Annotated in this window: 15 protein-coding genes; 11 read left to right on the top strand and 4 right to left on the bottom strand. The window is 63.9% G+C overall.

What is annotated here, in order from left to right; translation table 11 throughout:
* Positions 1–29: 29 nt before the first annotated feature.
* Genes bcsG through CUC44_RS07730 form a run of 8 tightly spaced genes read left to right on the top strand, consistent with a single transcriptional unit; the run spans position 30 to position 11,882 of the window.
* Positions 30–1,682 (top strand): cellulose biosynthesis protein BcsG, encoded by a 1,653-nt coding sequence (gene bcsG / locus CUC44_RS07765; protein WP_100859395.1) that lies wholly within the window; start codon positions 30–32, stop codon positions 1,680–1,682.
* Positions 1,683–1,696: 14 nt separating this feature from the next.
* Positions 1,697–1,900, top strand: coding sequence for a cellulose biosynthesis protein BcsR (gene bcsR, locus CUC44_RS07760; RefSeq protein ID WP_100859394.1), 204 nt, complete (start codon positions 1,697–1,699; stop codon positions 1,898–1,900).
* A complete protein-coding gene (bcsQ, locus tag CUC44_RS07755; protein ID WP_100859393.1) occupies positions 1,897–2,589 on the top strand; it encodes a cellulose biosynthesis protein BcsQ in 693 nt (230 codons plus the stop codon). Before bcsR ends, bcsQ begins: the two co-directional genes overlap by 4 nt.
* Positions 2,589–5,156 carry a UDP-forming cellulose synthase catalytic subunit gene (gene bcsA / locus CUC44_RS07750; RefSeq protein ID WP_100859392.1) on the top strand — a complete coding sequence of 856 codons (2,568 nt, stop codon included), beginning with the start codon at positions 2,589–2,591 and terminating at the stop codon, positions 5,154–5,156. The genes bcsQ and bcsA overlap by 1 nt, the downstream gene beginning before the upstream one ends.
* Positions 5,156–7,378, top strand: coding sequence for a cellulose biosynthesis cyclic di-GMP-binding regulatory protein BcsB (gene bcsB / locus CUC44_RS07745; RefSeq protein WP_167388827.1), 2,223 nt, complete (start codon positions 5,156–5,158; stop codon positions 7,376–7,378). Before bcsA ends, bcsB begins: the two co-directional genes overlap by 1 nt.
* A 12-nt stretch (positions 7,379–7,390) precedes the next feature.
* Entirely contained in the window at positions 7,391–8,491 is a 1,101-nt protein-coding gene (gene bcsZ, locus CUC44_RS07740; RefSeq protein WP_100859422.1) for a cellulose synthase complex periplasmic endoglucanase BcsZ, read from the top strand.
* Positions 8,476–10,008 carry a tetratricopeptide repeat protein gene (locus CUC44_RS07735; RefSeq protein ID WP_100859390.1) on the top strand — a complete coding sequence of 511 codons (1,533 nt, stop codon included), beginning with the start codon at positions 8,476–8,478 and terminating at the stop codon, positions 10,006–10,008. The genes bcsZ and CUC44_RS07735 overlap by 16 nt, the downstream gene beginning before the upstream one ends.
* Positions 10,005–11,882, top strand: a complete 1,878-nt coding sequence (locus CUC44_RS07730; protein ID WP_100859389.1) for a cellulose synthase subunit BcsC-related outer membrane protein — start codon at positions 10,005–10,007, stop codon at positions 11,880–11,882. The genes CUC44_RS07735 and CUC44_RS07730 overlap by 4 nt, the downstream gene beginning before the upstream one ends.
* A 27-nt stretch (positions 11,883–11,909) precedes the next feature.
* Here CUC44_RS07730 and CUC44_RS07725 read toward each other — a convergent pair whose 3' ends face one another.
* On the bottom strand, positions 11,910–12,185 hold the full coding sequence (locus CUC44_RS07725) for a metal/formaldehyde-sensitive transcriptional repressor (protein WP_100859388.1): 276 nt from the start codon (positions 12,183–12,185) through the stop codon (positions 11,910–11,912).
* A 69-nt stretch (positions 12,186–12,254) separates the two neighbouring features.
* On the opposite strand from CUC44_RS07725, the gene dmeF reads away from it, so the two are divergent.
* Positions 12,255–13,193 (top strand): CDF family Co(II)/Ni(II) efflux transporter DmeF, encoded by a 939-nt coding sequence (dmeF, locus tag CUC44_RS07720; RefSeq protein WP_100859387.1) that lies wholly within the window; start codon positions 12,255–12,257, stop codon positions 13,191–13,193.
* Between the two features lie 7 nt (positions 13,194–13,200).
* Here dmeF and CUC44_RS07715 read toward each other — a convergent pair whose 3' ends face one another.
* Positions 13,201–13,611: a hypothetical protein gene (locus tag CUC44_RS07715; RefSeq protein ID WP_100859386.1), complete on the bottom strand. Its 411-nt coding sequence runs from the start codon at positions 13,609–13,611 to the stop codon at positions 13,201–13,203.
* Positions 13,612–13,872: 261 nt separating this feature from the next.
* On the opposite strand from CUC44_RS07715, the gene pulA reads away from it, so the two are divergent.
* A complete protein-coding gene (gene pulA, locus CUC44_RS07710; RefSeq protein ID WP_244166733.1) occupies positions 13,873–17,529 on the top strand; it encodes a pullulanase-type alpha-1,6-glucosidase in 3,657 nt (1,218 codons plus the stop codon).
* Between the two features lie 221 nt (positions 17,530–17,750).
* On the opposite strand, the gene CUC44_RS07705 is transcribed toward pulA, so the two are convergent.
* On the bottom strand, positions 17,751–20,189 hold the full coding sequence (locus tag CUC44_RS07705) for a zinc/cadmium/mercury/lead-transporting ATPase (protein ID WP_100859385.1): 2,439 nt from the start codon (positions 20,187–20,189) through the stop codon (positions 17,751–17,753).
* A gap of 237 nt (positions 20,190–20,426) precedes the next feature.
* On the opposite strand from CUC44_RS07705, the gene tpx reads away from it, so the two are divergent.
* Complete coding sequence (tpx, locus tag CUC44_RS07700; RefSeq protein ID WP_100859384.1) at positions 20,427–20,930, top strand: thiol peroxidase; 504 nt, start codon at positions 20,427–20,429, stop codon at positions 20,928–20,930.
* Between the two features lie 69 nt (positions 20,931–20,999).
* Here the strand turns inward: tpx and CUC44_RS07695 are convergent, their stop codons facing one another.
* Positions 21,000–21,563, bottom strand: coding sequence for a hypothetical protein (locus tag CUC44_RS07695; protein WP_100859383.1), 564 nt, complete (start codon positions 21,561–21,563; stop codon positions 21,000–21,002).
* Positions 21,564–21,663: the final 100 nt, after the last annotated feature.

Below are 21,663 nucleotides of genomic sequence, written 5' to 3'. Positions count from 1 at the left end.
GTCTGCCAATAACAGGTGACCCATCGCCGATGACTCGAAACGTCTCTCGTTCTTCTTCCCCCTGGCTGGACTGGCAAGGTCTGGGCGGCTGGAATATCTATTTTCTCGCCAAGTTGGCCCTGCTGTGGGCGGGCTACCTCAACTTCCACCCCCTGATCAACCTGGTCTTCGCTGCGGCCCTGCTGTTCCCTCTGCCCTGGGCGCGCGCACGACGATTGCGCCACTGGCTGGCATTGCCAATCGGGGTCGGGATCTTCTATCACGATACCTGGTTGCCCGGCATAGAGAGCATCCGGGCTCAGGGTAGCCAGGTCTTCTCCTTCACCCTGGATTACTGGCTGGAACTGCTCAGTCGTTTCATCAACTGGGAGATGGTCGGCGCCGGTTTCGTCATGCTGACCCTCTATCTGTTCGTGGCCCAGTGGCTGCGTTTCACCCCCTGGATCCTGCTCACCCTGCTCTGGCTGTGGCTCTCGCCCCTGGTGGGCAACCCGTTTGCCTCCACTGAGGTGGCGACGGTCAGCACGCCCAAGGCCAGTTCATCGGCCTCCGAGACGTCAGAGAAGAAGGTCTCGATGACGGAGCAGCTGGATCAGAGTGCGCCCCCCACCAATGAGAACCTCAACGCCTACCTGGACGATTTCTACGGGGAGGAGCGGGATCGTCTGGTGCAGTTCCCGAGCAAGCTGCCGGATCAGGCGTCGCCGTTCGATGTGCTGATCATCAACATCTGCTCCCTTGCCTGGAGCGACGTGCAGGCGAGCGGCCTGACGGAGCACCCGGTCTGGCGCCACTTCGACATCATGTTCAAGCATTTCAACTCGGCGACCTCTTACAGCGGCCCGGCCTCCATCCGCCTGCTACGCGCCAGTTGCGGGCAGCCCAGCCACGCCGGGCTCTATGTGACGGCGCCGAGCCAGTGTCTGCTGTTTGACAACCTGGCCCAGCTAGGATTCGAGCAGCAGGTTGCCATGGATCACTCGGGCGCCTTCGGCAACTACCTCAAGGATCTGCAGTTGTATGCCGGCCTGAATACGCCCCTCATGAGCAAGGAGGGGATGGTCCATGATATCGCCTCCTTCGATGGGGAACCCATCTACCGGACCTCGGACGTGCTTGGCCACTGGCTGAGCGAGCGGGAGAAGAGCAAGGCGGCGCGCAACGTCACTTTCTTCAACCTCATTGCTCTGCACGATGGCAACCGTTATGCGGCCAACCGCCAGATAGCCCCCTACAAGGCGCGGCTGCAGACCATGCTGGATCAGCTGGACAGCTTCCTGACCGCGCTGGAGAAATCCGGCCGCAAGGTGGCCGTGGTGGTGGTGCCTGAGCACGGCGCCGCGATCGCCGGGGACAAGATGCAGATGGCCGGCCTGCGGGACATCCCGAGTCCCAGCATCACAGAGGTGCCGGTCGGTGTCGCGCTGATCGGGACCAAGGCGGCCCACGAGGCGACCCGCAACATCGACACCCCCAGCAGCTTCCTGGCCATCTCGGAGCTGACCTCCAGGCTGGTGGGGGGCAAGCTGTTCGATAGCGACACCATCGACTGGAACGCCCTGCTGGACAACCTGCCGGAGACCCCGTCCGTGGCGGAAAACCAGGGTTCGATCGTGATCGAGTATCAGGACAAGTATCACATCAAGTTGGGACAGGGGGACTGGGTCCCCTATCCCCAGTAACGCAGGAGATCGGGATGAAGACGGACAAGCAACAGATGCCGCTGACCCCCTTCGGCGTACCAGTCGAGGGGGGCGTGGTGAGTGACGTGGCCATGGTGCAGCAGACATTCGATGTCCAGCTTCCCTACCAGGACATAGCCCTCAACGAACACCTGGCCGCCCTGCGTGCGCGCTTCCCGCTGCTGGCGGAGCTGGACATGAACCGGAGCCGCAAATGAACATCGTGGCGCTGCAAGGGATCCGCGGTGGTGTCGGCACCACCTCCATCGTCGCCGGACTGGCCTGGGCCGCGCGGGAGCAGGGGGCGCGGGTGCTGGCGGTGGATCTCTGCCCGGACAACCTGCTCGGCATTCATCTGGGCTTGCCTCACGACGAAGCCGTTGGCTGGCGCCAACTGAGCGATCCCGCGCGGGAGTGGCGCTCTGCCCTGCACCCTTACGAAACTGGGCTCGATCTGCTGGCGTATGGTTATCAACCGAATGGCGACCAGTCTAATGGCGGCCAATCCAATGCAGGCTCCCTTGACTGGCTGCAAGCCATCGAGGGTTACGATCTGCTGTTGCTGGATGTGCCCCTGGACGCGGCGCTGGTGCTGCCCTGTCGGCGGCTGACCGTGGTCAATGCCGATGCCAACAGCCATGTGCGGCTCTACCGCCGCGCCTGGGTGGCCGACGAGCGACTGCTGGTGACCCAGTTCACCAGCCGTCGCGCCCTGCAGCAGGATCTGCTGGATCTCTGGTCTGCGGCAGGACTTCCTCAGCTCACCCAGCGATTGCACCGTGACGAAGCCATGGCCGAGGCCATGGCGGCGAAACAACCCGTGGGTCGCTATTCCCCCACCAGCCTGATCGCCCATGAACTCAACGCGCTGGCGCTCTGGTGCCTGATGCGAGAGGCTGACGCCTGATGCTGGCCGCACTGGTGACACCGACGGCGGGACGCTGGTGCGCGGAGCGTTACCAGACCCTGCGCGAGCAGGGGGCATCCAAGGCGGGTGCCGCCACCCTGACCCTGCTCTGGCTGCTGGCCTGGACCCTGTTCCCCCTGGAGCGCCACGGCTGGCAGTGGATATTGAGCCATGCCAAAGGGCTCTACCCCCAGGTGGCCAAACCCAGGGCCGGGGATCCCCTGCGCATCCTGTTGCAGAGTCTCTGGCTCATAGTGCGACGGCCAGAACCCATTCCCCTGCGCTGGCCCGCCTCCTGGCAGCGAGCCTGGCAGCGGGGCACTCAGGGGCTCAGCACATTGTTGCTGCGCCAGGAGGAGAAAGGGCTGGCCTCGGCGCTCGCGACGCCGCGGGAGGCGCGCTGGAAGAGCGTGCTGCTCTGCGTGGTGGCGGGCAGCCTCTCCCTGCTCTGCATCACCCAGCCGTTTACCCTGCAGGCCCAGCTGGTGTTCGTCATCATGCTGGTGGTCATGGCCTTCATCCTGCGCGCCGTGCCGGGCCGCTACCCCATGCTGATGATGATGGTGCTCTCCCTCACCGTCTCCTGCCGCTACATCTGGTGGCGTTACACCTCGACCCTGGATTGGTTCGATCCAGTCAGCCTCACCTGCGGCCTGTTGCTGCTGTTTGCCGAGACCTATGCCTGGGTGGTGCTGCTGCTCGGCTACTGGCAGACGGCCTGGCCCCTCAATCGTCCGCCGGCCCCCTTGCCGGCGGATCCGGCCGAGTGGCCGACGGTGGATCTGATGATCCCCACCTACAACGAGGATCTCGCCATCGTCAAGGGCACAGTCTACGCGGCCATGGGCCTGGACTGGCCCAAGGACAAGCTGACCATCTGGCTGCTCGATGACGGGGGCCGCGAGTCGTTTCGCGAGTTTGCCGAAGGGGTCGGGATCCGCTACGTGGCGCGGGAGACCCACGAGCACGCCAAGGCGGGCAACATCAACAATGCCCTCAAGCAGGCGAGCGGGGAGCTGGTGGCCATCTTCGACTGCGACCACTTGCCGACCCGCTCCTTCCTGCAGATGACGGTGGGCTGGTTCTTCCGGGATCCCAAGCTGGGAGTGGTGCAGACCCCTCACCACTTCTTCTCAGCCGATCCGTTCGAACACAACCTGCAGCGTTTTCGCAAGATGCCGAACGAAGGGGCTCTGTTCTACGGGCTGGTGCAAGATGGCAACGACATGTGGGATGCCAGCTTCTTCTGCGGCTCTTGTGCCGTCATCAAGCGCTCGGCCCTGGACGAGATCGGCGGTATCGCCGTGGAGACGGTCACCGAGGATGCCCATACCTCGCTGCGATTGCACCGGCTCGGCTATACCTCGGCCTACATCCGGATCCCGCTGGCGGCGGGACTGGCCACCGAGAGCCTGTCTGCCCACATAGGCCAGCGCATTCGCTGGGCCCGCGGCATGGTGCAGATCCTGCGCCTGGACAACCCCCTGTTCGGCAAGGGGCTCAACTTCGGTCAGCGGCTCTGCTACTTCAACGCCATGCTGCACTTCCTGTCGGGCATTCCCAGGATCATCTTCCTGACCGCGCCGCTGGCCTTCCTGATCCTGCACGCCTACATCATCTATGCGCCAGCGGCGGCCATCGCCCTCTACATGCTGCCGCACATCTTCCACAGCGCCCTGACCAACTCCCGCTTGCAGGGCAAGGTACGCCACTCCTTCTGGGGCGAGGTGTATGAGACTGTGTTGGCCTGGTATATCGCCCGACCGACGACGGTGGCGTTGTTTGCCCCCCACAAGGGCAAGTTCAACGTAACCGCCAAGGGGGGCATGACGGAGGAGGTGTATCTGGACCTGTCGGTCTCGCGCCCCTATCTGGTGCTGATCCTGCTCAGCCTGTGCGGGCTGGGGTTCGGTGTCTGGCGCATCCTGACCGGCCCCGCCGACGAGATCCTGACCCTGATCCTCAGCATGATCTGGACCCTCTACAACCTGACCATCTTGGGAGGCGCCCTGGCGGTGGCCTTCGAGTCGCGTCAGGTGCGCTCCAACCCCAGGGTGGAGATGGTGATGCAGGCGGCCATCAAGCTGGCCAACGGTCACCTCTATCCCTGCACCGTCAGGGACTACTCCAACGGCGGGGTGGGCGTGCTGCTGGAGAGCCCCTTGCCCCTGGTCGGCAAGGAGCGGGTCTGGCTACTGCTGCGCAGTGGCCAGCGGGAGCAGGAGTTTGCCGCCAAGGTGCAGCGGGTGTTTGGCCGCAAGCTCGGGCTGGAGCTCGAACCCATGGCGCAGCAACAGAGCATCGACTTCATCCAGTGCACCTTCGCCCGGGCCGATACCTGGTCCCTGTGGCAGCAGCGGCTCGGCAAGGACAGGCCGCTGCACAGCCTGCTCGACATCACGCTGCTCGGCTGGGGGGCTTATTGGCGCCTGGCCCGCAGCTCCCCGCTCGAACCGATTTGTATCCTGCTTGAGAAGCTGGCTCGCTGGCTGCTCTCCTTCGTTCCTCGTCGCGTCTCACCGGATTTCCGGTCCCAGGCTCCGACCCCACAGACAGTGGAAGGCTGATGAAACCACAACGCTACCTTATTCCTCTCCTGCTGATGGCGCAGAGTGCGGTGGCCGCCGACGGGACCGGGCCCTTGCCGCCCGTCCCCGCGCCGGTGCGCAGCCTGGACCAGAGCTTCGAGCAGATGGCCTCGACCCCGGGCACCCTCTCTCTGCGCGGCAATGCGCCGGATGGTCAGGCGGACTTCACCGTGCGGCGGGACGAGGTGGTCACCAAGGCCAGCCTGGATCTCGACTTCACCCCGTCGCCTTCCCTGCTGCCGCTCATCTCCCAGATCAAGGTCTACCTCAACGATGAGCTGATGGGGGTCACAGCCCTCACCAAGGAGCAGATGGGGGAGCGCAGCCATGTCCGCATCGATCTGGATCCCCGCTATGCCAAGGATTTCAACCGGCTCAAGGTCAGCTTCGTCGGCCACTACCAGAACGTGTGCGAGAACCCGTCGAGCGATACCCTCTGGCTCAACGTCAACCGGGACAGCAAGCTAAGCCTGCAACTGCAGACCTTGCCGGTGCGCAACGAGCTCTCCTTCTTCCCCATGCCCTTCCTCGATATGCGAGACAACAAGAAGCTGACCCTGCCCATGGTGTTCAGCGGCGAGGTGCCCCTCGAGCAGCAACAGGCGGCGGCTGTACTGGCCTCCTGGTTCGGCGCCAAGGCGCAGTGGCGCGGTCAGCAGTTCCCGGTGCTCATCGACAAGTTGCCGGATCGCAACGCTGTCGTCTTCGCCACCAATGAGCAGAGACCCGGTTTCCTGGCGGATTATCCCAAGGTGAAGGGGCCGACCATCGACATGATCAGCTCCCCCGACAACCCTTACGTGAAGTTGCTGCTGATCCTGGGGCGAGATCAGCAGGATCTGCTGATGGCCGCCAAGGGGCTGGCACAGGGGGATGTGTTGCTGCGCGGCCAGAGCGTGCGGGTGGATGAGGTCAAACCCCTTTCCCCTCGCCAACCTTACGACGCGCCGAACTGGGTGCGGCTCGATCGCAAGATGCGCTTCGACGAGCTGACCGACTATCAGGGCCAGCTGCAGGCCACGGGCCGTCGGCTCTGGCCCCTCAGCATGACCCTGCGGCTGCCGCCGGATCTCTATCTGCTGGGGGCCAACGGGATAAAGGCCGACCTCAAGTATCACCACACGGCCCCCATCATGCGGGACGGCTCCCGCCTGGATGTGGCGGTCAACGGCCAGTTCATGAAGTCCTTCCCCCTGGAGCCCGGCGAGTTCAAGAGTGAGCAGTTGCTCACGCTGCCGCTCTGGTTTGCCGGGGATGATCAGGCTAGGACCCTGCGCATGCCGGGGCTCAAGACCACCCAGGTCAACAACCTGAGCTTCTCGTTCGAATATGCTCAGGAGTCGATGGGGGGCAATGCCAATGGCCGCTGCGATCTGGTGTTGCCGCCGGCCCATCAGGTGCGCATCGACGACAGCTCCACCATCGATTTCACCGGTTATCGCCACTTCATCGAGATGCCGGATCTCAAGGCCTTCGCCAACTCTGGCTTCCCGTTCAGCCGCATGGCCGATCTCGCGGATACCCAGGTGGTAATGCCTGCCAAGCCCCATCCGGCCCAGCTCACCACCTTGCTCAATGCGATGGGCGCCATCGGTGCCGAGACAGGTTATCCCGCGCTGTCACTGCGGATCGTCAACGATTGGGAGCAGGCGCGGGGGGAGGATCTCGACACCCTGCTCATCGGTTCCCTGCCCAAGGAGTTCCAGCAGGACGCCGAACCCGATGCGCTGCTGGCCTCCACCAGCAGCTGGATCAACCAGCCACATCGTGAATATCGGGACGATCTGCTAAGTTCCCTGGCCGATCGGGAGCCACAGGCTCGGATCGGCATGAGCGGGAATCAGGCCATTGCCGCCATCCTGGGGTTGCAGTCGCCGACCCATGATCAGCGCAGCCTGGTGGCCCTGCTGGCGGATGGCCCGGCCGGCGTGACCCTGCTCAACGACACCCTGCAAAATGACGCCCTGCGCGGTCAGGTCGCAGGTTCCGTGGCCATCATCCGCGAGTCGGGCGTGAAGAGTCTGGCGGTGGGCGAGCGCTACGAAGTGGGTTATTTGCCGTGGTGGGAGCGGGTCTGGCAGCTGTTTGCCAACTATCCGCTGCGCCTCGCCGGCTTGACGCTGCTCTGCATGCTGGTGCTGGGCTGGGGTCTGCGGGTGTTGCTGGCCGGTGCCAGCCGCCGCCGTCTGAAGGAAGATTAAGGGATGAACCAGATGAACAGAATGTGTGGTGCCCTGCTGTTGTGGGCCCTGAGTGCCTTGCCCGCCTTCGCCGCCTGTGACTGGCCCGAGTGGCAGCATTTTCGCCAGCACTACATCAGCGAGGAGGGGCGAGTCATAGACCCAGCCGACGGTCGTCGCATCACCACCTCGGAGGGGCAGAGCTATGGCCTCTTCTTCGCCCTGGTCAATAACGACAAGGAGACCTTCGCCAAGCTGCTGGGCTGGACCGAGCAGCAGCTCGCCCGCGGGGATCTGACCGGTTTCCTGCCCGCCTGGCTGTGGGGTGAGAAGGAGGACGGCAGCTGGGGCCTGCTCGATGAGAACAGCGCCTCCGACTCGGATCTCTGGATAGCCTACAGCCTGCTCGAGGCGGGTCGGCTGTGGGACAACCACAGCTATGTCTCCATCGGTACCATGTTGCTCAAACGCATCGCTCGGGAAGAGGTGGCGACGCTGCCGGGCCTGGGCCCCGTGATGTTGCCCGGTGTGCACGGCTTCACGGGGGAGGGCAGCTGGACCCTGAATCCCAGTTATCTGCCCCCGCAACTGCTGGCGCGCTTCGCACAGCAGCAGGGTCCCTGGCGCGAGATGCGGGCACTGCTGCCTGGCTTGTTGAAGGGCAGTGCGCCCCACGGCTTCTCCCCGGACTGGATTGACTGGCAAGGGGACAAGGGCTGGCAGGTGACGCCCAGCAAGGGCCCCATGGGCAGCTATGATGCCATCCGTGTCTATCTCTGGCTCGGCATGCTGAGCGACGAGGATCCCGACAAGCCTGGTCTGGCGGCACACTTTGCCCCCATGCTGGCGAAGATTGCCGAGCAGGGCGCCGTGCCCGAGCGGGCCGACAGCCAGACCGGTCAGACCGAAGGCCGTGGCCCGGCCGGCTTTGCCGCCGCCCTGCTGCCCTTGACTCAGGGCCAGCCGATGCAGGCCACATTGCGGGAGCAGGTAAAACAGCATGGCCAGGATGCCGATGCCTATTACGGTAGCGTGCTGACCCTGTTCGGTGCGGGCTGGGATCAGGGACGCTATCGATTCGCCGCAGACGGTACCCTGCAACCAGGTTGGAGCGAGTCATGCCAAGCCGATTGACCCTGGGTTGCCTGCTCGCCGTGCTGGTGGGCGGCAACCTGGCACAGGCTGCGGTGGAGCCTGTCTCATCCTTGCTGGAGCGGGTGCGCATCGGCGAGGCGACCGGGCGGGAAGATCTGGTCAGCAACTCCCTCTACTCCCTCTCCCTGGTGGAACCCAATCATCCCGAGCTGCTGGCGGCCCAGGCGCGGCAGGCGCTGCGCCAGGGCAAGGTCAAGGAGGCCAAAGCCCTGCTCGACAGGCTCGGCAAGGTGGCGCCTGATTCGCGGCTCTATCGCCAGGCCATGGCGAACCTGGCGGTCAACGATTCTGCCCAGCGCCAACAGTTACAACAGGCCAGGTTGCTGGTCAACGCCGGTCGGCTGGAGGAGGGGGAGCGACTCTATCGCACGCTGTTCGTGGACGATCTGGCGCCGAATCTGGATGTAGCGGTCGAGTACGCCTTGTTGCAGGTACGCATCCCGGGGCAGAGAGCCAAGGGCATGGCGGCACTGGAGGCGCTCAATCGCCAGTACCCTGGTCAACCCAGGGTGCGGGCCGGGCTGGCCCGCAACTATCTGGCCGATGGTCGGCGGCAAGAGGCGATGGCGCTGCTGCAACAGATGGCCCTGAACGAATATAACCGGGATGAAGCCGCCGAGATCTGGCTGGCGGATATCAAGGACATGCCCGTCGGGCCCCAGAGCATGGCCGAGTTGGAGTTGTATATAGGCGCCTTTGGCAGCGGGGATGAGGCGAAGCAGGGGATGGCCCTGCTCACCGAGCAGGAGGCGAAGTGGGCCTCACCTGCCTATCGCGCGCGCCAGCAGGCGCTGCAGCATCAGGACAAGGGTACTGCGTCCGTCGCCGAGTTGCAGCGGGCGCTGGCCGCCAATCCCGATGATCCCGAGCTGATCGGGGCGCTCGGTCAGGCCTACTCCCGCAGCAACCAGCGGGCGCTCGCCATCGCCCAGTTCGAGCGGGTGCTACGTGACCCCAATGTGACCAACAAGGACAAATGGACCAGCCTGCTGGCCACCAATCGCTACTGGCTGCTCATCAGCCAGGCAGAGCAGGCGGCAAAACAGCAGCAGTGGGAGAAGGCGGCCGGTCTCTATCGGCAGGCCATCAAGCAGGATGGCAAGGAGCCAGAGGCCTGGCTCGGACTGGGGGACACCGAACTGGCCCGCCACGACAGCGCCGAGGCCGAGCGGGTCTATCGCAAGGTGCTCGCCATGCCGGGAGCCCGCGATCGCGCCCTGACCCGGTTGTTTGAACTCTATAAAGATCAGGATCCTGCCAGGGCGCTGGCCCTGCTGGAGCAGTATCGGGATCCGGCCCTGCAGGCTGAGGGCAAGCGGCTCAAGGCCGAGTTGCTGCAATCCCAGGCCGATGTGCTGGATCAGGCTGGCAAGTTGCCACAGGCCCTCAGTCAGCGTCAGCAGGCGCTTGCTCTGATGCCGGATGACGTCTGGCTGGCCTACCGGGTGGGGAGCGGCTGCTGCGAGGCAAGCTGGCGGCGCGGCCACAGGAGATGACCCTGCGCTACGCCACCGCGCTCTATCTCTCGGGGCAGGACAAGAGCGCCCAGGCCCGTGAACTGCTGGCCGCTGTGCCGGCCCGAACCTGGTCTGCGGACATGCGCGAACTGGATCGGCGTCTCGCCCGTGGCGAAGTGCTGGCCAAGGCCAGGGCACTGCACGAGAGTGGGGATGAGCGCGCAGCAGAGGGGTTGTTGCAGCCCCTGCTGCCGGATGAGGATGTGGCCCTCACCTTGGCCGAGTGGGCGGCAGAGCGCCGCGACTGGGCGCAGGCCGAGCGCTATTACCGGGGCGTACTGGCCAAGACCCCTCAGCAGGCCGAGGCTCGGCTTGGCATGGCCGAGCTGATGCAGGCCAAGGGGGATGAGGCGCAGGCCCGTCACTGGCTGCCCGCCTGGCCGGTCAGTCCGCTGCCAGCCGATGAATTCAATTACTACCGCAGGGTCGCCAACCTCTATCAGGCGCTGGGTGAGAGCGGCACGGCAGAGGCCATCTTCAGCGCCTATGAGCCCCTGGTTGCGGGGCAGCCCGCTTCCCAGCAGACGGCGCTGTTCTGGCGCGATACCGCTCGCCAGCGTTTCGATGCAGGTGACGCGGAAGGCGCCCTGTCGCGGGATCGCAAGGGACTGGTGGCTGCAGGCATAGCCCCCCGTGAGGATCTGGATGGGGGTGAGCTGACCCGGCTGGCCCGCAGCCAGGAGGGGGAAGCGTGGCTGGCCTCGGGTCTTCGCAGCGATCTCGACCGCCACTACCGGCAGAGCCAGACCACAGTCTCCCTCGACAGCGACTACTGGGGCTCCAGCGGCACGGGGGGGCTCTCGGATCTGCGCGCCCTGACCCAGATGCTGCAACTGGACACCCCGCTGGCTGGCGGCACCTTCTTCGGCCGGGTGGAGCTGGTGGACATGGACGCCGGCAAGTTGCCCGCCTCTCCCTATAAAGAAGAGTTCGGCACCTGTGCCGCCCGCAACTGCTTCGGGCAGGAGCATCAGCAAAATACCGGCACCACCTTGGCGGCAGGCTGGCATGGGGGCGCCTGGGCCTTCGATCTCGGCACCACGCCGCTCGGTTTCGAGGTGGTGGACTGGGTCGGCGGCGCGACCGTGGAAGGAGATCTGGGGGATCTCGGCTGGGGGCTCACCCTCTCCCGACGTCCCGTCAGCAGCTCATTGCTCTCCTACTCGGGCACGATCGATCCCGGCACCGGGATCAGCTGGGGTGGGGTGCGGGCGAACGGTGTGCGCATCGATCTCAGCCACGATCTCGGCGGTGCCATCGGCTTCTGGGGCAGCGCCCAGCAGCACCTGCTGACCGGCAAGAACGTACCGGACAACTGGCGCACCCGCCTCATGGGGGGCATCTACTACAAGCTCGTCAACGAGACGAACCGGCGGGTCAGCGTTGGGCTCAGCAGCATGCTGTGGCACTACCAGAAGGATCTGAGCGGCTATACACTCGGGCAGGGGGGCTATTACAGCCCGCAGGGCTACTTCTCGCTCTCGGTGCCGGTCAACTACCGGCAGCGCACCGCGGACTGGTCCTGGGAGCTGGGGGGCTCGGGCTCCTGGTCCCACTCCCGCACCGACGACAGTCGCCGCTACCCGCTGGAAGGTCTGCTGCCGGCCGGCTTGCCAGGCAGAAATGCTCCTGTAGAAGGCGGTAGCAGCAGTGGTTTCGGCTACACCCTGAACGCCATCGTGGAGCACAGGCTGACGGATCACTGGCGCATCGGCGGGCGAGTGGATATCCAGCAGGCCGATGACTATGCCCCCAGCCATGCCACCCTCTTCCTGCGCTATACCTTCAAGCCCTGGCAAGGGGATCTCGACATGCCACCCCAGCCGCTCACTCCCTATGCGGACTTCGATTGACCCATGCGCCCGACTCGTCGGGCGTAGTTATTTCAGGTAGGAGCGCAGCACCCGCACCACCTGATCCAGGTCCTCCAGCCGCTCGGCCGGGGTCGCCTCGGCGGCGCCCAGGTGTTCGCGCATGTGGCCCTCCAGCACCTCCAGCATCAGGCCGTTGACCGCGCCGCGGATGGCCGCGATCTGCTGCAGGATGGCGGCGCAGTCGCTCTCCTGCTCCAGCGCGCTCTCCAGTGCCCCCGTCTGTCCCTTGATGCGCCTGACCCGTGCCAGCAGTTTCTTCTTGTCGTGTACCGTGTGTGACATGGGATCCTCTCGCACAATAAAACTATACTGGGGTATAGTATATTGCATTCCATCTTGCAGGAGAAATTCATGTCATCCGCCGCATCGCAACACTGCTGCCAACCCGTGGTCTATCAAGGCAATCCCCTGGCCGAACAGAAGACCCGCTGGGCCGTACTGCTCACCGCCGTCATGATGGTGGCGGAGATCGGCGGCGGCTGGATCTTTAACTCCATGGCTCTGCTGGCCGATGGCTGGCACATGAGCTCCCACGCCCTGGCCCTCGGCCTCTCCGTGCTGGCCTATCGCGCCGCCCGCCACTATGCCCGCGATCACAGGTTCAGCTTCGGCACCTGGAAGATAGAGGTGCTGGGGGGCTTCACCAGCGCCCTGCTGCTGGTGGGGGTGGCCGGTCTGATGCTGTTCGAGTCGGTGGCCCGTCTGCTGGACCCCAGCCCCATCCATTATCAACAGGCCATCGGCATCGCCCTGTTGGGCCTGCTGGTCAACCTGGCTTGCGCCTGGCTGCTGAAGGACGATCACGGCCATCATCATGGGCACGACCATGGTCACGGGCACGATCATCATCACGACCATGAGCACGGCCATCGGGATCTGAACCTGCGCGCCGCCTACCTCCACGTGCTGGCGGATGCCCTGACCTCTGTGCTGGCCATACTGGCGCTGGTGGGAGGCATGCTGTGGGGGGCCGACTGGCTGGATCCCCTGATGGGCATAGTGGGGGCTGTGCTGGTGGCGGTCTGGGCCAGGGGCCTGCTGCGCGATACCGGCCTGGTGTTGCTGGATGCGGAGATGGATGCCCCCGTGGTGGCGGAGATCCGGGAAGTGATTGCCGAGCTGCCCGGCGCCGAGGTCCGCGATCTGCACGTGTGGCGGGTCGGGCAGGGGGAGTATGCCGGGGTGCTATCCCTGACGATGGCGGCGCCCGTGCCGGCCAGCGAGATCCGCGAGCGGCTCGCCATCCACGAGGAGCTGGTGCACCTCACCATAGAGATAGCCCCTGAGTAGGGAGGGATCAGTGGGGCTGGCGTTCTCCCTCATGGGGGGCCTGATGCCAGACGGTACCGAGCAGCAGCTTGAGCAGCAGTGCCGGCGGGTTGTCCAGCAGGCGGCCAGACTCCAGCAACAACTGGCCGTCGGCATGGTAACCCAGGCTGGCATGTATCTCCCCCTCCTCATCCACTATCTGCAGGAGGCCGTGGAGGCTGCCCCGCTCGCCGGGCTGGCAGCGTAGCCGCAAGGCTCTGGGCTCCCCCAGCAGAGTGAAGGCGCGAGAGAGGGGCGGCGTGTCCTCGTAATCCGGCCAGTTGAAGAAGTGATACTGCTCGGCAAGGCTCCCCGCCAGCTGACAAAACTGGTCAAACAGCTGGCTGAGGGCCAGGTAATCCGCGTCCAGCCGCTTCGCCTGATCTTCGATGCGCGTCATCAGTTAATCCTCTCTATCCATTTGATCGGAATTGATTTTTTCTACCATGAACTGGCTTCATCTGGTGATGCGGCATATTTTGGCTCTGGTCTGTGAGCTCGCTCCAACTTTCGTTATGAAAACGTTATCTTGTTGAATGAGATTGGTTTTTTTTGCCGACCTGCTCACATTTACGGCAATCCCCGCTGATTAATATGGCACAGCTCGGCCATGGCCGGGTACTCGTCTATCGAGACTAACTACAGCGGGAATTATAAAAAAATGGATATGAAAAAGACCAAAGTGGCGCTGGTAACAGCCTCACTGCTCGCGCTTTTGTCTGGCTGTAATGACAACAGCTCCTCGCCCTCCACCCCCACTCCTCAGGATGAGCCCGTCGCTCGCCTTCCCAATATGCAACCGCCGGCCGAGCTGCTGGTAGCCGGCCCCAACGAGGCGGTGATCGCCCTGGTGGATACCCAGACCAGCGCCGCGCGCGGCATTGCCGGGCCCTTCGCCAGCCACAGCCTGCACCTGTGGAATAACGACGCCTGCAATGCCACCGCCGAGGGTGGCCTGAACGCGAGCTGGGACGATGCCAGCAAGACGGCGTCGGCGGCGGACAGCTTCGGCCCCGCCTGGGTGGTGCCGCTCTCCAAGATGGAAGGCTGCATCAACTTCATCGCCCGTAACGGCGAGCTGGCGAACCTGACCGGCGCCGACATGAAGGTAATATTCAGCGATCATCCGGACCGCACCGTGGCAATCGTCGCGGGCAAGAACGAGATCTTCGGCAGTCGCGCCGAGGCCTTCACCGCCGCCTTCGGCGTGGCCGGGGCCAGTGCCCACCTGATCGACGGCAACACCCTGATCTGGCAAGGGGGCAAGGACAAACCCCATGTGCGTCTCTACTACACGGAGTCCGGCACCATCACGGCCAACAGCGAGGGGGTGTTCGACTTCCCCTATCTCAAGCTGACCCCCACCAGCCTGACCGCCGAGCAGCAGGCCAAGTACCCGCACCTTAAGGATGCCGCCGCCTTCACCCTGCCTTCCGGCAAGGATCTCAAGCCCCTGCTCAAGGGTGAGCTGGTGGCCATCGGCACTGATGCGAGCGGCGTGCTGCAGGGGGCGACCCTGGTGCAGAGCGCCGGGGCCCTCGACGCCGTCTACGCCGATGCCGCCACCAAGCTGAGCTATGGCGCCATCGTCGAGGGGGGCAATGTCACCTTCCGGCTCTGGGCTCCCACCGCCAAGTCGGTCAAGCTGGCGCTGTTCGATGAGAACCACCAGTCCCTCGGCGAGCGGACCATGACCCTGGACGAGGCCAGCGGCAGTTGGAGCTTGCAGGCTGGCAGCGATCTGGTGGGCAAGTATTACCGCTACGACATCCAGGTCTACCATCCGCTTAGCCGCAAGCTGGAGTCCTATCAGGTCACCGACCCCTATTCCCTCAGCCTCGCCATGAACTCCGAGTTCAGCCAGGTGGTGGACTTGGACGATCCGGCCCTCAAACCCGAGGGATGGGACAGCCTGAAGGCGCCCCACAGCCAGGCCAATCCGGCCGACATCGTCATCTATGAGGCCCATGTCCGGGATCTGACCGGCAACGACGACTCCACCCCGGTCGAGCACAGGGGCAAGTTCCTGGGGCTGACCGACAGCGACAGCGTGCCGGTCAAGCACCTGCAATCCCTGGCCAGGAGCGGTGTCAGCCACCTGCACCTGCTGCCGGTGTTCGACATCGCCACCGTCAACGAGGATCCGGCCAAGGTGGCCAACATCGGCGACGACTTCAGCAAGCTGTGCGAGGTCAATCCCGAGGTCAAGAACTCCAAGTTCGCCAGCCATTGCGGCGGCGGCCAGACCATAGAATCCGTGCTGACGGATCTGCAGACCACAGACAGCAAGGAAAACCCGGTTGTGCAGGAGCTGTATGGCTATCTGCGCGGGGTGGACTCCTTCAACTGGGGCTATGACCCCTACCACTACACGGCTCCGGAAGGCTCCTATGCTACCAACGCGGAGGGGACTGTCCGGATCAAGGAGTTCCGCGAGATGGTGCAGGCCATCAAGCAGAACATCGGCATGAACGTGGTGATGGACGTGGTCTACAACCACACCAACGAAGCCGGCCTCGGCCCGAAATCCGTGCTCGACAAGATAGTGCCCTGGTATTACCAGCGCCTGAACCCGGAGACCGGCTCGGTCGAAAACTCCACCTGCTGCTCCAACACGGCGCCGGAACACGCCATGTTCGCCAAGCTGATGGATGATTCCCTGGTGACCTGGGCGCGGGACTACAAGATCGATGCCTTCCGCTTCGATCTGATGGGCCATCATCCGAAAGATCAGATGGTGCAGGCCCTGGCCGAGGTGAAGAAGGTCAACCCCGAGATGTATTTCTACGGGGAAGGCTGGAACTTCGGCGAGGTGGAGAACGACAAGCGTTTCGTGCAGGCGACCCAGGTACATTTAGGCGGCACCGGTATCGGCTCCTTCTCCGACCGGTTGCGGGATGCGGTCCGTGGCGGCAGTCCGTTTGACGGCGGGGAAGGCATTCGCAAGACTCAGGGCTTCGGCAATGGTGCCTTCGTCGATCCCAACGAGGTGAATGGCGTAGAGCTCGCCACCGCCCTGCATCAGTCCGATCTGGTGCGCCTCGGCATGGCGGGCAACCTCAAGGAGTTCGTGCTGACCGACAAGGACGGCATTCCGAAAAAAGGCTCCGACATCGACTACAACGGTCAACCCGCGGGTTATGCCCAGGATCCGACCGAAGTGCAGAACTATGTCGACAAGCACGACAACCAGACCCTGTTCGACAACCTGGTCTACAAGGCTCCACAAAACGCCGATCTGGTGCGGATGCAGGGAGTGTCGCTCGCGACCGCCATGCTGGGGCAGGGGATCCCCTTCACCCACGCAGGGGTCGAACTGCTGCGCTCCAAATCCATGGAGCGTGACAGCTATGACTCGGGTGACTGGTACAACCGGGTCGATTACACCCTGGGGGACAACAACTTCGACAAGGGCCTGCCGCGTAAGGACAAGGATGAAGCCAACTATGGCCTGATAGACCAGGTGCTCGGCCAGCACGCCAAGCCGGGCTCGGCCGAGATGACCCAGATGGTGAGCTTCTACCAGGAGCTGGCGGAACTGCGTCAATCCTCCCGCCTGCTGCGTCTTGGCAGTGGTGCCGAAGTGATCAAGCGGGTCGACTTCCGCAACACCGGGCCTGACCAAGTGCCGGGTATTATCGTGATGAGCGTGGATGACGGCACCAGCGCCGGTGCGGATCTGGATCCGGCCATCGACGGCCTGGTAGTGATGATCAATGCCACCAATGCGTCCCAGAGTATCGGCGACTTCCGTGACGGCAACGATCAGATCATCGATCTCTCCGGCATGGTGCTGAGCAGTGCTCACCGCAGCAGTGACAGCATCGCCAGCGGCGTCTCGGTCGGCAGCAATGAGCTCACTCTGGGGGCTTGGTCTGCCGCCGTCTTCGTCAAACCGCAAGTCGGTGCCCAGGGGGCGGGTCTACCGGTGGGCAAGAAGACGGATATGAGCACGTTGCCACCGTTCGGCAGCACCGAAGTGTTTGTTCGTGGCTTATTGAATGTGTGGGACCCGGTCAATTTAATGACTTTCAGTGGGAACTATATGTATGAATTTTCTACAGAAGTGACCGCTGATAAAATTTCAAATACTCAGGTCAAAATAGCCGGTAGTGATTGGAATGGATCGGTCAACTACGGTAAGTGCGCCGATACAGATTCATTGCAAGTGGGGCAAGTAACGGCTCTTTGTCCTCAGGGAGGAAACCTGCCATTTAATGTCGATAAAGCCGGTACCTATAAATTCGTATTTACCGCTATGAACAAGGACAAACCGACTCTGAGCGTCAGTTTCGCTGAGCCGACACCTACTCCATAAGCAACCCCATCGAGCCCATGGCTGGCTCGGCAGCCATGGGTTGAATTCCACCTCGCCAAGGGGGGGATAAGCCGAGAGCGTAAGAACGAGGCGCGGACTGCCATCATCAGCCGCGCCTTGATTTTTTGGGCGACGTCTCGCCACCCGCATAAAGAAAAGCCGCGACCCAAGGTTGCGGCTTTTTCGTTGTGTTGAACGCCCCGGAGTCCGGGCTCTAGGGATCAGCGTTTGCGCAACAATCGCAGGGCGTTGGCGGTGACCAGGGCGGTGGCGCCGGTATCGGCCAGCACGGCTATCCACAGGCCCGTGATGCCAAGCAGGCTGGTGACCAGGAAGATGGCCTTGAGCCCCAGCGCCAGCGCGATATTCTGGTGGATATTGGCGAGCGCGGCGCGCGACAGCCGGATCATGGCGGCAAGGCCGCCGAGCTGGTTGTGGGTCAAAGCCGCATCTGCGGTTTCCAGCGCCACATCCGTGCCGCCACCCATGGCGATGCCGATGCTGGCCCGCTTCATGGCGGGGGCGTCGTTGATGCCGTCCCCTATCATGGCCACCTTCTGCGTCCGGGCCAGCTTGGCTATCTCTTCCACCTTGCCCTCCGGCAGCAGACCGGCGCGCCAGCCCATGCCGAGCTCGCCGGCGATGGCCTCGGCGGCTCTGGGGTTGTCCCCGGTCAGCATGATGCTCTGCAACCCAAGCGTACTCAACTCCTGCAGTGCGGCGGCGGCCTCGGGCCGAATCTGGTCACGCAGCGCCAGCAGGGCGACCGGTGCGGCCCCCGCCTGGCAGAGCAGGACCACAGTCTTGCCTTGTTGCTCCAGGGTGGCGATCCTGGTCAGTGTCTCGTCATCCCGCGACTCAACCCGGCTCGGCGCCAGCAGTTGCCAGAGCATGCCGTCGATGCGTCCTTCTACCCCCATGCCGGGCAGGGCACGAAGGTCCGTGGCGGTAGCCAGGGTCAGCCCCTGTTCATTCGCGGCAGCCACCACGGCGCGGGCCAGGGGGTGATGGGAGCCCTGCTCGATGGCGGCGGCCAGCGCCAGCCACTCGGACTCGGGTCTACCATCCAGGCTGATCAGTTCAGTGAGCTGTGGCTTGCCCAGGGTCAGAGTGCCTGTCTTGTCAAAGGCGACGGTATCGACATGGGCCAGTCGCTCCAGCGCCGCGCCTCCCTTGATCAGGGCCCCTTGCCGGGTAGCCGCCGCCAGGGCGGAGGTGACCGCCGCCGGGGTGGAGATCACCAGGGCGCAGGGGCAACCGATGAGCAAGAGCGCCAGCCCGCGATAGATCCACTCATCCCAGCTCTGGCCGAAGAAGAGGGGGGGTACCAGCACCACCAGCAGGGCGACCAGCATCATGGCCGGGGTATACCAGCGACTGAAACGGTCGATGAAGCGCTCTATGGGGGCGCGCTGGGTCTCGGCCTCCTCGATGAGATGCAGGATGCGGTCGATGGCGTTGTTGCCGGGCTCGGACACCACCTCCAGGCGCAATACCCTGTCTGCCGCCAGACTGCCGGCGGCGACCTTATCCCCTTGCCGGCGCTCCACCGGGATGGATTCACCGGTCAGGGCGCTCTCGTCAAAGGCGCCGAGGGCATCGAGCAGACGGGCATCGGCGGGCAGCCGGGCGCCGGGGGCTATCTCTATGATGTCGCCAGGGCGCAGCTCATCGGCGGCTACCTCTTCTCGCAGCTCACCCTCCGAGGTTTGACGAATGCGCAGCGCCTTGTCCGGTACCAGCGCCATCAGGGCTGTGACCCCGGCGCGGGCGCGGCCGGCGGCATAGGCCTCCAGGTGTTCTCCCAGCATGAACAGCAGCAGCACCATGGCCGCTTCGGCCGTCTCACCGAGGAAGAGGGCGCCGACGGCGGCGACTGTCATCAGGGTTTCGATGGCGAAGGGGGAGCCGCTCTTGGTCAGAGCCCAGGCCTTGCGGGCCACGGGCCAGAGCCCCCAGAGGGTCGCCAGGACAAACAGGGGCTTGCCGACGGTATCGGGCAACAGGGCCGCCACCAGCATCAGGCCGGCAAGAGAGAGGGGCTGCCAATATTTGCCGAGCAGTGTCATCAGGGGACTGCGTGGCTTGGCATCGGCGGTCTGGGAATTTCCCTTGAGCTGGAAGCCTGCGGCCAGCACGGCGGCCGTGATGGGATCGGGGGAGAGACCGGGGGCCAGATCCACCACCAGCTTCTCGGTGGCAAACAGCACGCGGGCCTGTTGCACGCCGGCAACCCGGCCGACGGCTGTCTCTATCTTGCGAGCGCAGCTGGGGCAGTCCATCCCCAATACCTGCCAGCTGTGGCGGCTGGTGTTCTGCGCTGGCTCGTGCAAGGGGGCGAGCTGGTCGGGAGACTCGTCGTGGTCATGATGGCCGTGCGCATCTTGATGCACATGATCATGGGCATGGTCGGGGGCCTGAGGCTGAGCGCTGCAACAGGCCTGGCCGCTGCAACTCCCTCTGGGGGGCTCTTCATCTCCCGGCGGATCGCTCTCGCCGTGTGCCTGATGGTCATGGGGGGCCTGGCTGGTGCAGCCACTGACGGGCGCCGCGTTGTCACAGCAGTGGCTGTCGTGTTGATGCTCGCCCTGGTGGGAAGCGGCCTTGCTGATCGCCTTGATGGGGGCGGCATGTGCATGGTTGCAGCAGGATTTGCTCATATGGAGTCCCTCTTGAGTGGATCCCGCCGGTGCGAGATCCTGGATATCTGAGCCGAGTGTAAACCTTGGTGTTTAGTCCAAGGTCAAGCCACTTCTTGTCCCTGCTAGTTCGAAAGGGGCTTTGTCGGTTCAATCCATGGTCAGCCTCTTAAATCCCTGTCATTGACGGGTGTTTGTCCCTCTCGGCTGGGCCTATACTGGGAGCCCGGATCCTCAATCAATAATCAAGGACATAACATGAGCAATACCGTCACCCTGCAAGGCAACCCTGTCTCCGTCTCCGGTCACTTCCCCGTTGCCGGTGAGCAGGCCAAGCCCTTCTCTCTGGTTGCCAAGGACCTGTCCGATGTGACCCTGGCCAACTTCGCCGGTCAGCGCAAGATCCTGAACATCTTCCCGAGCGTCGATACCCCAACCTGCGCGACTTCCGTGCGCAAGTTCAACGAGCAGGCCAGCTCCCTGAACAACGCCGTTGTGCTGTGCATCTCCGCCGATCTGCCGTTCGCCCAGGCTCGCTTCTGCGGCGCTGAAGGTCTGGACAAGGTGGTAAACCTCTCCACCCTGCGTGGTGTCTCCTTCCTGCAGGACTACGGCGTGGCCTTCTCCTCCGGTCCGCTGGTGGGTCTGGCTGCTCGCGCTATTGTGGTGTTGGACGCCGACAACAAGGTGCTGCACAGCGAGCTGGTGGCCGAAGTTGCCGACGAGCCGAACTACGCCGCCGCCCTGGCTGCTCTGGCCTGATAGTGATAGCGTCTACATCAGTAGATGCGTCGAAAGTGAAACGGCCCGCTCTGTGAGCGGGCCGTTTTTTTATCCGGTTTTCGAGCTGTCTGCATCCGTTGGTGCGAGCGCTTGGCGCAGGTGCGGCCCCAGCTGATGGTCGGGATCCTGCGGCAGGCTCAGTACGCCGAGCCGCAGCGCCTGATCGACCGAGATCTGCCTGGTCAGCAGGGCATTGAGCCCGGCCTCGCTCACCAGAACGACCCTGTCTCTTGGGGTGGGCGATGGGCTGTGCAGCTGCAGCAACAATACCTCCTTGCCCCGCATCTTCGACCAGAGCCCGGAATCCACCAGCAGGATGGAGAAGCCGCCGGGCTGATCGGCCCGTTGTAGCTGGTCTTTCAGTTGCAGTAGCCATTGCTGGGCACGTACGAAACCTTCACCTCCCGTCAGGGCGGGAATGGGGTCGATCGTCTTGGCAGAGATGGCGCCGGCCGTCGCGATGGCAATGTCCAGTGTGCCGGGCCAGGCCAGGGCGAACGGATCGCCCACCAGCATGTCGTAACCGCAGGCCTGGGTCTGGGACGGCAAGACGCTGGTGAGGCCGAGGGCCAGAATGCCTGCCACGAGGCGATGGGAGGGGGGCTTGTCCATCTTTCTTTGCTCCTTTGCGGGAATGACGACAGCCAGGTCGCCCAGGGAATTGATGAAAAGAACAACATAATGCCTCTGGATTGTCCATGACGGTTGCACT

This window comes from Aeromonas lusitana, from assembly GCF_002812985.1.
Lineage (GTDB): Bacteria > Pseudomonadota > Gammaproteobacteria > Enterobacterales > Aeromonadaceae > Aeromonas > Aeromonas lusitana.
This window is presented reverse-complemented; position numbering and strand designations above follow the sequence as displayed.

Bases quoted from the DNA above. Each gene is read 5' to 3' on its own strand.
- bcsG (WP_100859395.1), top strand. From the start codon at position 30: ATGACTCGAAACGTCTCTCGTTCTTCTTCCCCCTGGCTGGACTGGCAA.
- bcsR (WP_100859394.1), top strand. From the start codon at position 1,697: ATGAAGACGGACAAGCAACAGATGCCGCTGACCCCCTTCGGCGTACCA.
- bcsQ (WP_100859393.1), top strand. From the start codon at position 1,897: ATGAACATCGTGGCGCTGCAAGGGATCCGCGGTGGTGTCGGCACCACC.
- bcsA (WP_100859392.1), top strand. From the start codon at position 2,589: ATGCTGGCCGCACTGGTGACACCGACGGCGGGACGCTGGTGCGCGGAG.
- bcsB (WP_167388827.1), top strand. From the start codon at position 5,156: ATGAAACCACAACGCTACCTTATTCCTCTCCTGCTGATGGCGCAGAGT.
- bcsZ (WP_100859422.1), top strand. From the start codon at position 7,391: ATGAACAGAATGTGTGGTGCCCTGCTGTTGTGGGCCCTGAGTGCCTTG.
- CUC44_RS07735 (WP_100859390.1), top strand. From the start codon at position 8,476: ATGCCAAGCCGATTGACCCTGGGTTGCCTGCTCGCCGTGCTGGTGGGC.
- CUC44_RS07730 (WP_100859389.1), top strand. From the start codon at position 10,005: ATGACCCTGCGCTACGCCACCGCGCTCTATCTCTCGGGGCAGGACAAG.
- CUC44_RS07725 (WP_100859388.1), bottom strand. From the start codon at position 12,185: ATGTCACACACGGTACACGACAAGAAGAAACTGCTGGCACGGGTCAGG.
- dmeF (WP_100859387.1), top strand. From the start codon at position 12,255: ATGTCATCCGCCGCATCGCAACACTGCTGCCAACCCGTGGTCTATCAA.
- CUC44_RS07715 (WP_100859386.1), bottom strand. From the start codon at position 13,611: ATGACGCGCATCGAAGATCAGGCGAAGCGGCTGGACGCGGATTACCTG.
- pulA (WP_244166733.1), top strand. From the start codon at position 13,873: ATGGATATGAAAAAGACCAAAGTGGCGCTGGTAACAGCCTCACTGCTC.
- CUC44_RS07705 (WP_100859385.1), bottom strand. From the start codon at position 20,189: ATGAGCAAATCCTGCTGCAACCATGCACATGCCGCCCCCATCAAGGCG.
- tpx (WP_100859384.1), top strand. From the start codon at position 20,427: ATGAGCAATACCGTCACCCTGCAAGGCAACCCTGTCTCCGTCTCCGGT.
- CUC44_RS07695 (WP_100859383.1), bottom strand. From the start codon at position 21,563: ATGGACAAGCCCCCCTCCCATCGCCTCGTGGCAGGCATTCTGGCCCTC.